Genomic DNA, 10,796 nt, shown 5'->3' with positions numbered 1-10,796 from the left:
GAAAACCTGTCCTCCTCGCGCAGCCGCATCAAGGACACCGACTTCGCCAAGGAAACCGCCGAGCTGACCCGCACCCAGATCCTGCAGCAGGCCGGCACGGCCATGCTGGCCCAGGCCAACCAGGTGCCGCAGGGCGTGCTCAGCCTGCTGCGCTGATCCACGGCAAGAAGGCGCCGCTACCGTCGAAGTGAATCGACGGTAGCGGCAACCTGGAAGCCATGGTGCTCGAAGGCGCGGGCCATGCCCGGCCCGGGAAACCTCCCGAACCGGCTCGGCATCGCCCGCTCCTGCGGACCTCTCTTTCAGCGCTGTACCTTTGACTGTACGTACCGGGCGGCTTCGTCTCCCCCCGATTGTCAGTAGCCTGATCCCTCCCCTGCATTGGGGGAGGGCTTTTTGCAGACCCCCGGCAGCCTGCGGTGAATGTCCCCGCACCCTGCCCCAACCCTCCTGCAATCTGCGTGCCAGAACCTGCGCCAGACCATTGGCACGGCGCATGCATCAACGAAGTCCTCAAGACCCAGCGGCGCAGGCCGCTATTTTCGTTGACGACGGGCCGCCGCACGACGGCCAGGCCCGGATACCAGGAGAAACGACGTGGCAGACTTTGGATACGGTGGCATTGGCTCGGGGCTGGACATTTCCAGCATCGTCAACCAGCTGGTCGCAGCTGACCGCAAGCCCGCCGACAATGCGCTGAACCTGCAGCAGTCCAAGGCCAAGATGCAGCTGTCGTCGATCGGCACCGTTACGGCGGCCTTCGACAAGCTGAAGACCGCGCTGACGGCCCTCAAGGCCACGACGGCCTTCGATACCCGCACCGTCACCGCCACCGGCAAGGCCGGTCCGAACAATGCAGATGATGTGCTGACGGCGTCGGTCGCGTTGTACGACGTGGGCACGACCAAGGCAGCGGCCTCCAACGGCACGCACCAGGTGGAGGTGAAATCCCTCGCCACGGCACACAAGCTGATCGCCGATACCTCGGTGCCCAAGACCGACACCTTCGGTGCCGGAACCTTGACGCTGACCGTTGGCGTGGGCGACAAGGCCAAGACCATGAACGTGACGGTGGAGGACGGCGACACGCTGACCACCATCCGCAACAAGATCGATGCCGCCGGGCGCAAGGAAGGCGTGCAGGCCACGCTTATCAGCTCGGGCGACAACCAGTATCTGTCGATCGCCCAGGAAAAGACCGGTGCCGCCAACGCGATCAAGCTGGAGTATGCAGGCAGCGACCCGAAGCTGGGTGCACTGGTAGGCAGCCTGAAAGAAAACACGGCCGCTGCGGACGCCGAACTGACCATCGACGGCGTCAAAGTGGTCAGTGCCAGCAATACGGTGACCGATGCGGTACCGGGCCTGACCCTGAACCTGAAGGTTCCCGGCAAGAGTACCGTGGTGATCAGCACCGACACGGCCGCAGCGACCAAGGTCATGCAGGAATTCGTGACCGCCTACAACGCGGCGATCGCGGCGATCAACTCGGAGACCAAATACGACGCCAAGACCAAGGAAGCCGCCACCCTGACGGGTGACGCGCAGATGCGCGGCGCCTCCAGCCAGCTGCGTTCGATGATGTCGAGCGTGTTGAAGGAGCTCTCGGCCGACGGCCTGGATCCGAAGGTGCTGGGCCTGCAGACCCGCGGTTATCCCAACGCCGACGGCAGCCTCGTTCTCGATACCACCAAGTTTGCCGCCGCACTGGCCAGCCAGCCTGAGAAGATCCGCTCGGCCATCACCGGCGACACCGGCGGTGCTGGCACCCTGTACACCATGGTCGACGGCTATGTCAGCACCACCGTCGGCAAGGAAGGGGCGTTCGTCGCCCGCACCAAGGGCCTGAACACCACGCTGGACAACATCGACAAGCGCCGCAAGGACCTCGACACGCGCATGAAGAACGTCGAGGAACGCTACAAGAAGCAGTTCCTGGCGCTCGACAGCCTGATGGGCAAGCTGCAGCAGAGCAACACCGCACTGCAGCAGCAGCTGGCACAGCTGAACCGCTAAAGGACGGCGTGCAACGCTCAAGTTTGGCGTGGTTCGCACCGATAACGGACGCAACAGCAATCAACGCCGCACCGCCGGCCACGGTCCCCACGACCACCCGACGGCACCCAGCGCAAGGAGAATCACGAATGTACGGTTCCAGCCGTCAATATGCCGAGCAGTACCGCCAGGTGGGAGTGACCAGTGCGGTTGCCGACGCCGATCCGCACAAGCTGGTGGCGATGCTGCTGGCGGGCGCGCTGGAGCGCGTACGCCGTGCCCAGGCCAGTCTTGAGCGTGGCGACCAGGCCGGAAAGGGCAAGGCGATCGGCGAAGTCTGCGCGATTGTCGGCCACCTCAACGGCTCGCTGGATCACGAAGCCGGCGGCGAGATCGCCGGCAATCTGTCGGCACTGTACGACTACGTGTTGCAGCGCCTGACCGAGGCCAACCTGCACAACGACCGTGCCGCGCTGGATGAATCGCTGCAGTTGCTGGGCGAGATCGACAGCGCCTGGAACGCGATCCCGCACGAGCAGCGCCGGCCGGCGGCGGTGGCGCCATGAGCCTGCACGAACTGCACGCCCAGCTGGATGCCTTCGAGAAGGCCCTGGGCGAAGAGTCCCTCGACCAGGCCGACAGCCTGCTCGATGGCCACGACAGCACGCTGCATGCGCTGCTCAGCCAGCCGCTGGCCGCCACCGACCACGCACCGCTGGCTGCGCTGTTCGAACGCCAGCAGAATCTGCTCGGCCTGCTGCGCCAGCGCCGTGATGCGGTGGCAGCACTGATGAATGACGGCCAGCGTTCCCTTCGCGCAGCGCATGCCTACCTGCAGGCAGAATCGCTGGCATGACCCAATTGCCGACCACGTCGCTGCACCACCCGGCTGAAAGCGAGCTGTTCGACGAGACGCTCAGCTGCGAGCTGGCCCTGCCGGCCGAGTTCCAGGCAGGCAGCGCGGCCGGTCGCACCAGCAGCGCCGAAGGCCTGCTGCGCAGCCTGGCGCTGGTTGAAGACAGCCGCGTTGACGAACATGACGACCGCAATGAGGCCAGCCTGCAGTTGCAGCGGCTGGAGGCCAAGCTGGATCTGGCGATGGTGCTGCTCGGCCGGCTGGTACGCCAGCAGGGCCAGGAACTGACCCTGCGCCCCGTGCGCTGGTCGCGCCGCGGCATCCGCCTGCAGCTGGGCCCACGCAGTGGCGCCAGCCCCGGCCAGGCCGGCGTGGTGCGCCTGCAGCCCAGCGATTGGCTGCCCGACCATATCGACCTGCCGGTGGAAGTGATCGCCGAAGCGGCGGACGGTGGCGGCGGTCACTACCTGTGGCTGCGTTTCCAGCGTCTTGGCGATGGCCTTGAGATGGCAATGGAGCGGCACTTGTTCCGCCTGCACCGCCGCCAGGTGGCCGAGGCGCGCCGCGCCCGCTGAAACCTGCCACCATCACGCTTTGCGGGCAAGCCTTGGCGCGCCCGTTCAGCTAAGTTAAGGTGGACTCCCCTACACGGATCTGTTGCGTGCCTGTGCGAGTTCTCATCGTCGACGATCACACCCTCGTCCGCGCCGGCCTGGCGCGGCTGCTGCAGGGGTTTGCCGACGTGCAGCTTGTTGCCGAGGCCAGCAACGCCGAGCAGGCACTGCAGCTGGCCCTGCAGCACGCACCGGATGTGGTGCTGATGGACCTCTCGCTGCCGGGCCGCACCGGCCTGGAAGCACTCAGCGACATCCGCCTGCGCGCGCCCGGTACCCGGGTGGTGATGATGACCATGCACGACGATGCCGCTCACGTGCGCGATGCGCTGGATCGGGGCGCGGTCGGGTTCGTGGTCAAGGATGCAGCGCCGCAGGAGTTGGAACTGGCGCTGCGCGCCGCGCACGCCGGCCAGGTGTTCCTGAGCCCGCAGATCTCCGCCAAGATGCTGGCACCGATGCTGGGCCGCGAGAAGCCCACCGGCATCGCCGCGCTGTCGCCGCGCCAGCGCGAGATCCTGCGCCGCATCGGCAAGGGTGAGAGCAACAAGGAAATCGCCGCCGACCTCGGCATCAGCGTCAAGACGGTGGAGACCCACCGCGCACGCATGATGGAATCGCTCGGCTGCCGCCGCGCCAACGATCTGCTGCTGCTGGCCGCGCGCCACCAGCACGAGCTGGAGTAAGCGCCAGCCTCGGCGTGACGAAGCGATGGCTGGGTAGAGTGGGCTGTTGGTAGAGTCGACTGCCAGTCGACTTGCGCGCGAAGCGCGGGACTTTCCTTGGTCTGATCGGAGAGCAGTCGACTGACAGTCGACTCTACCGGTGATCGTCTCTATCGACAGCCGACGCAGCCAACCCGCACCCAGCGACGAATTCCCGTCGCCCTGACACTCCCCGACAGGAATCCGTACACGGCGCAGCCCGATCAACCCTGGCCTTGCACCGGAAATCAGCAACTTAGCAGCGATCATCGTCAACAATCCGCGTCGATGTAGGGAATACCCCTACACCCTGTCAGGACATTCACCAAGCCCCTCAGGAACCCCCTGATTCCGCCCCCGCCGGATCAAAAGCAAGATGCGTTCCACAAGGCGCCGGGGAGCGGCGCCGGGGAACCACGATGAAGGCTGCACTCTCGACCCAGCTGGGCCAACAACTTCAACTCACCCCGCAGTTGCTGCAGTCGATCCGGCTGCTGCAACTCGACGGCCTGCACCTGGAGCAGGAAATCCAGCGCCTGCTGGACTCCAACCCGCTGCTCGAAATCGAAGAGGCCGAAGCGCCTGCCGCCGACGCCACCGAGGCCAGCGCGACCACGCTGGAAACCGCCGCGTTCGACGAGTTGCCCGAGTCTTCGATGTGGGACGTGGTCGGCGCCAGCTGGCAAGACGGCGACGACGACCGCATGGCGCGCATCGCCGCCGGCGAATCGACCGACCCGCAGCTGCGTGTGCTTCAGCGCCTGTCGCTGGACATGGACGACCGCGAACTGGCGGTGGCCGCGTTCTGGCTCGATCACTGCGACGAGGCCGGCTACCTGCAGGCACCGCTGGACCAGCTGCAGTTGCTTGCCAGCGCCCAGTTCGATATCGCCGCCAACGGCGTCGAGGCCATCCGCCAGCAGCTGCTGCACGGTGAGCCCGCCGGCATGGCTGCACAGGACCTGCGCGAAGGCCTGCAGGCGCAGCTGCGCAGCCTGCATGGCGCGGTTCCCGCCCGCCACCTGGCTACCCGCATTCTCGACGGCGCACTCGAAGCACTGGCCGCACACGACTACCCCGCCCTCGCCCGCCTGCACGACGCCGAGATCGACGACGTGCGCGAAGCCGTGCGCCTGATCCTGTCGCTGCAGCCGCGCCCGGGCGACAGCCTGCTGCCCGAACGCAATGCCGTGGTGGTACCGGACGTGGTCGCCTGGCACGCCGACGGCCAGTGGAAAGTCGCCCTCAACCCGGCCACCAGCCGCCGGGTCTCGATCAACAGCCAGTACGAACAGGCCTTGGCCGAGACCAGCGAGGCCGCACCGGCGCTGCGCGAGATGCTGCAGGAGGCGCGCTGGTTCAGCCGTGGCCTGTCGATGCGCTACGACACCCTGCTGCGTACGGCGCGGGTGATCGTCGAGCGCCAGGCCGCCTTCCTGGTGCGGGGCGAAGAGGCCATGGCGCCGTTGACCCTGAAGGAAGTGGCCGAGGAAATCGGCATGCATGAGTCCACCGTCTCGCGCATCACCACCGGCAAGTTCCTGCAGACCCCGCGCGGCACCTTCGAGCTGAAGCACTTCTTCGCCGTGCGCCTGGAGGGCGCCAGCGTCTCCGGCCAGGCGGTGAAGGCCATGGTCCGCCGCCTGATCGACGCCGAACCGGCCGGCCGCCCGCTGGCCGACGAGGCCATTGCCGGCCTGCTGTCGCGCCAGGGGGTGAACATTGCCCGCCGAACCGTCGCAAAATACCGAGAACAACTGGATATCGCCCCGGCCCGCGAACGGCGCCGGCTCAGCGCCAGGCAACCCCAGCTGGCCCGGGTGGGCTGAAAAGGATGTTGGACATGAACAAGCTCACGGTCCTGCTGGTCGATGACCACGAGGGCTTCATCAACGCGGCGATGCGCCATTTCCGCAAGATCGACTGGCTGCAGATCGTCGGCAGCGCCGGCAACGGCCTGGAAGCGATCGAGCGCTCGGAAACGCTGCGCCCGCAGGTGGTGCTGATGGATCTGGCCATGCCGGAAATGGGGGGGCTGCAGGCCACCCGCCTGATCAAGTCGCAGGACGATGCGCCGTACATCGTGATCGCCAGCCACTTCGACGACGCCGAGCACCGCGAACACGCGTTGCGCGCCGGCGCCGACAACTTTGTCAGCAAGCTGTCCTACATCCAGGAAGTCATGCCGATCCTGGAAGGCCTCAGGGAGGAACAGTCGTGAGCGAATCGCGCATCCTGGTGCTGGACAACGACGCCGTGCGCGCGGAGCGCACCGTTGCCCTGCTGGAATTCATGGACTTCAACCCGCGCTGGGTGTCCGACGCAGCCGACTTCGACCTGGGTCGCCAGCGCCAGAACGACTGGATGGCCGTGATCGTCGGCAGCCTGGACGACAGCCCCGCCAGCACCGCGCTATATCACTGGCTGGGCGGCAGCAGCCTGCCGCCGCCGGTACTGCTGGCCGACGGTGATGCCGCTGCGTTCGCGCAGCAGCACGGCCTGCACGAAGCCAACATCTGGCCGCTGGAAACGCCACTGCGCCATGCGCAGATGGAAGCGCTGCTGCGCCGCGCCAGCCTCAAGCGCCTGGATGCCGAGCACCAGGCCGGTGCCGCGCAGGAGCAGGGACCGACCGGCAACGGCCCGGCGGTCACCGCGCTGCGCACCATGATCGAACAGGTGGCCGCGTTCGACACCACCGTGCTGGTGCTGGGCGAATCCGGCACCGGCAAGGAAGTGGTGTCGCGCGCGATCCACCAGCGTTCGCCGCGCCGTGATGGCCCGTTCGTGGCGATCAATTGCGGCGCCATTCCGCCTGACCTGCTGGAAAGCGAGCTGTTCGGCCACGAAAAGGGTGCCTTCACTGGCGCACTGACCGCGCGCAAGGGCCGTTTCGAAATGGCCGAAGGCGGCACCCTGCTGCTCGACGAGATCGGCGACATGAGCCTGCCGATGCAGGTGAAGCTGCTGCGCGTGCTGCAGGAACGCAGCTTCGAGCGCGTCGGTGGCAACCAGACCATCCGCTGCAACGTGCGCGTGGTGGCCGCGACCCACCGCGACCTGGAGACCCGCATCGCCGAGGGCAAGTTCCGCGAGGATCTGTTCTACCGCCTCAACGTGTTCCCGATCGAAGTGCCCGCGTTGCGCGAGCGCCGTGAGGACCTGCCGGCGCTGGTGGAAACCATCGCCGCGCAGCTGGCCCGCACCGGCCGTGGCGAAGTGCGCTTCACTCCCGAAGCGCTGCAGGCGCTGTCCAGCTACGAATGGCCAGGCAACGTGCGCGAGCTGACCAACCTGGTCGAGCGCCTGGCGGTGCTGCATCCGGGCGGTTCAGTACGCGTGCAGGACCTGCCGGCCCGCTACCGTGGCGATGCCGCACTGGCAGCGGTGGCTGCACCGGCACCGGCAGCTACGGTTGCCAACGAAGAACGCCTGGACCTGCGCAGCTTCTCGTTCCACACCCCAGGCAGCGGCAACCAGCCGGCGCTGGAGCACGGCATCGCCGTCAATCGCCCGGCGGCACCGGCCGCCCTGCCCGACGAAGGCATGGACCTGCGCAACCACATGGCCAGCATCGAACTGGGCCTGATCAACGAAGCACTGGAACGCACCCAGGGCGTGGTTGCCCACGCCGCCCAGCTGCTCGGCCTGCGCCGCACCACCCTGGTGGAAAAGCTGCGCAAGTACGGCATCGAACGCGAGCAGGCCGAACTGGCCGGCTGAAGCGCGCTGTCAGCATGAAGGGGGCACGAACGCCTGGGCTTGCCCAGGCGTTGGTGTTTTTGGCGCCGCTGCACGACGTCAGTAGATCCACGCCATGTGTGGATAGAGACCGTGGCCGCGCGCTGACAACGCCGCGCATTTGCACAAGCTCCTACAGACAACGTTGCCGCGTTCCGGAGGATGGAGTGAGACCTCCCAACGAGGCTCCACCATGCATCGCCTCACCCTGCTCGCCGCCCTGCTCTGCCCCGGCATTGCCGCCGCCACCGGCTGCACCCTGCCCAATCCAGATGACTGAAAGCCACCCAGCCGGTCCCGCCTACTACACCCTCCTGCTGACCTGCCAGACAGACCGCCAGGGCCCTTTCATCTACACCCAGCACGACGGCCCCATCGCCCCGCGCCAGCGCCAGAATTCCGGCCGATGGACCCTGCAGCCCTAGGCCAGAAAACCGACGCCGGTTAAATGGCGCCACGACCGGAGTCAGAGCCGGTTGCGTTGCAACCGGATCCGACCCCGTGCCGACCAACGGTCGGCACCCACCACCATCAGAAGCACCATCAGCAGCAGGTTCCAACAGATCGCGGCCAACTGTCGAAGGCGGGGTGGGTCCGGTTGCGGGGGCGTGAGCGCCATGGATGGCGCGACCGAGCCTACAGGGACGTATTCACGGCGTCCCCCGCAACCGGACCCACCCCGCCACCCCACGGATAGCCCGATTTTGACGTTGATGTTGACGTCGCGTCGGCGGGTGCAGGGCGCAGCCCTGCCACCAAACACCCACACCCTCACGTCACTGAATCGAAAACCGGTTTCGGCACGGCACTTGCACTGGCTCCAGCAGACAACCCCATCCCTGTTTCTGGAACCGTTGCAGATGTCCCACTCCGTCACTTCGATCCTTTCGCAGATCCGCTCCTATCAGACCCAGATGGGACAGCCGGCGCTCAACCCGCTGGGCGAAACGCCGCGCAGCAACGCCCTGCCGGGCACGGTGCTCGATGCACCGCAGGCCCAGCCGGCCAGCTTCACCGAAACCCTGCGTGGTGCGATTGCCGGCGTCAACGATGCGCAACAGAAATCCGGCGCCCTCGCCAAAGCCTTCGAAATGGGCGACCCCAGCGCCGACCTGGCCAAGGTGATGGTCGCCTCGCAGCAGTCCCAGATCGCCTTCCGCGCCACCGTGGAAGTCCGCAACCGTCTCGTCCAGGCCTACCAGGACGTGATGAACATGCCGCTGTAAGGAACATTGACGCATGGCACTGACGCTCTCCAAGGACAGCCTGAACGCCGAGAAGGCCGGGCAATGGTTCGACCGCCTGCAGAGTCTGCAGATCACCCGTCGGCTGGGCCTGATGGCGATGATCGCGGTGGCGGTGGCGGCAGGCCTGTCCGTGTTCTTCTGGTCGCAGAAGCCGGGCATGGTCCCGCTGTACACCGGCCTGGACCAGAAGGCGACCGCTGAAGCGACCGACCTGCTGCGCGCCGCGCAGATTCCGTTCGCACTCGACCCGGCCACCGGTGGCATCACCGTGCCGGAAAAGAACCTGCACGACGCGCGCCTGAAGCTGGCCGGCTCCGGCCTGACCGACAGCGGCAAGCTCGGCTTCGAGCTGATGGAGCGCGACCCGGGCTTCGGCGTCAGCCAGTTCGTCGAAAGCGCGCGCTACCAGCATGCGCTGGAAACCGAGCTGTCGCGCACCATCAACACGCTGCGCCCGGTGCGCGATTCGCGCGTGCACCTGGCCATTCCCAAGCCCAGCGCCTTCACCCGCCAGCGTGACGTGGCCAGCGCCTCGGTGACCCTGGAACTGCGTGGCGGCCAGCAGCTGGAACGCAGCCAGGTGGACGCCATCGTGCACATGGTCGCGGCCAGCATCCCGGATCTCGCCCCGGAACGGGTGACCGTGGTCGACCAGAGCGGGCGCATGCTCAGCGTCAGCGACCCGAACAGTGAGGCGGCGGTCAACGCTGCCCAGTTCGAACAGGTGCGCCGCCAGGAAACCTCGTTCAACCAGCGCATCCGCGAGCTGCTGGAACCAATGACCGGCCCCGGCCGCGTCAACCCGGAAGTGAGCGTGGACATGGATTTCTCGGTAACCGAGGAAGCCCGTGAGCTCTACAACGGTGAACCGCAGAAGCTGCGCAGCGAGCAGATGAGCGAGAACACCACCAGCACCCCGGGCCCGCAGGGCGTGCCGGGCGCGACCAGCAACAGCCCGCCGGGCCAGCAGGCCGCGCCGGCCACCGCGCAGGCGCCGACCGAAAGCAGCAAGAACGCCACCCGCAACTACGAGCTGGACCGCACCCTGCAGCACACCCGTCAGCCGGCGGGCCGCATCAAGCGCGTCTCGGTGGCGGTCCTGGTGGACAACGTGCCGCGCGCCGGCGCCAACGGCAAGGTCAGCCCGCAGCCGCTGTCGGCCGCCGAATTGACCCGCGTCGAGGCACTGGTCAAGCAGGCCGTCGGTTTCAATGCCGAGCGTGGCGATACCGTGTCGGTGATGAACGCCCCGTTCGTGCGTGATACCACGCCGGTCGAAGGCCCGGCCTGGTGGGAGCTGCCGTGGGTGCACGATGCCGGCCGCATGCTGCTGGGCGCCGTGGTGGTGCTGGCATTGCTGTTCGGCGTGCTGCGCCCGGCATTGCGTGCGATCACCGGCCAGAACAGGAAGAACGACGAACAGGCACTGGAACCGCACACCGCGGACGTGCAGCTGGTCGATGACGATGGCATGCCGCTGCCGGCGCTGGGCGCCGACCGGGCCAGCCTGGGCGGGCCGGATGCACTGGCCCTGCCGGTGGATTCATATGAGGAACGACTGCGGATGGCGCGTGAAGCCGTGAAGACCGACTCCAAGCGCGTGGCCCAGGTGGTCAAGGGCTGGGTGGCCAATGACTGA

General features: G+C 67.0%; 11 protein-coding genes. All 11 read left to right on the top strand.

Annotated elements, in window-relative coordinates; genetic code table 11:
* Positions 1–156, top strand: a 156-nt coding sequence (locus tag G370_RS1000000121205; RefSeq protein WP_281162048.1) for a flagellin, incomplete at its 5' end; no start/stop codon positions are given.
* Between the two features lie 441 nt (positions 157–597).
* Positions 598–2,016, top strand: a complete 1,419-nt coding sequence (fliD, locus tag G370_RS0105075) for a flagellar filament capping protein FliD (protein WP_019659611.1) — start codon at positions 598–600, stop codon at positions 2,014–2,016.
* A gap of 128 nt (positions 2,017–2,144) precedes the next feature.
* Positions 2,145–2,561 carry a flagellar export chaperone FliS gene (gene fliS / locus G370_RS0105070; RefSeq protein WP_019336597.1) on the top strand — a complete coding sequence of 139 codons (417 nt, stop codon included), beginning with the start codon at positions 2,145–2,147 and terminating at the stop codon, positions 2,559–2,561.
* Complete coding sequence (locus G370_RS0105065) at positions 2,558–2,851, top strand: hypothetical protein (RefSeq protein WP_019659610.1); 294 nt, start codon at positions 2,558–2,560, stop codon at positions 2,849–2,851. The genes fliS and G370_RS0105065 overlap by 4 nt, the downstream gene beginning before the upstream one ends.
* On the top strand, positions 2,848–3,426 hold the full coding sequence (locus tag G370_RS0105060) for a PilZ domain-containing protein (protein WP_019659609.1): 579 nt from the start codon (positions 2,848–2,850) through the stop codon (positions 3,424–3,426). Before G370_RS0105065 ends, G370_RS0105060 begins: the two co-directional genes overlap by 4 nt.
* 92 nt (positions 3,427–3,518) lie before the next feature.
* Positions 3,519–4,151 (top strand): response regulator, encoded by a 633-nt coding sequence (locus G370_RS0105055; protein WP_005413261.1) that lies wholly within the window; start codon positions 3,519–3,521, stop codon positions 4,149–4,151.
* A gap of 437 nt (positions 4,152–4,588) precedes the next feature.
* On the top strand, positions 4,589–5,998 hold the full coding sequence (gene rpoN / locus G370_RS0105050; protein ID WP_019659608.1) for an RNA polymerase factor sigma-54: 1,410 nt from the start codon (positions 4,589–4,591) through the stop codon (positions 5,996–5,998).
* 14 nt (positions 5,999–6,012) lie between these two features.
* Positions 6,013–6,390, top strand: a complete 378-nt coding sequence (locus G370_RS0105045) for a response regulator (protein ID WP_005409556.1) — start codon at positions 6,013–6,015, stop codon at positions 6,388–6,390.
* Positions 6,387–7,892, top strand: a complete 1,506-nt coding sequence (locus tag G370_RS0105040) for a sigma-54 dependent transcriptional regulator (RefSeq protein WP_019659607.1) — start codon at positions 6,387–6,389, stop codon at positions 7,890–7,892. The genes G370_RS0105045 and G370_RS0105040 overlap by 4 nt, the downstream gene beginning before the upstream one ends.
* A gap of 878 nt (positions 7,893–8,770) precedes the next feature.
* Entirely contained in the window at positions 8,771–9,136 is a 366-nt protein-coding gene (gene fliE / locus G370_RS0105030) for a flagellar hook-basal body complex protein FliE (protein WP_005409552.1), read from the top strand.
* 13 nt (positions 9,137–9,149) lie between these two features.
* Positions 9,150–10,796, top strand: a complete 1,647-nt coding sequence (gene fliF, locus G370_RS0105025) for a flagellar basal-body MS-ring/collar protein FliF (protein ID WP_010485928.1) — start codon at positions 9,150–9,152, stop codon at positions 10,794–10,796.

The organism is Stenotrophomonas hibiscicola ATCC 19867, from assembly GCF_000382065.1.
Taxonomy (GTDB): Bacteria; Pseudomonadota; Gammaproteobacteria; order Xanthomonadales; family Xanthomonadaceae; genus Stenotrophomonas; species Stenotrophomonas hibiscicola.
The sequence above is the reverse complement of the archived record's forward strand: the minus strand, read 5'-3'. Positions and strand labels throughout refer to the sequence as shown.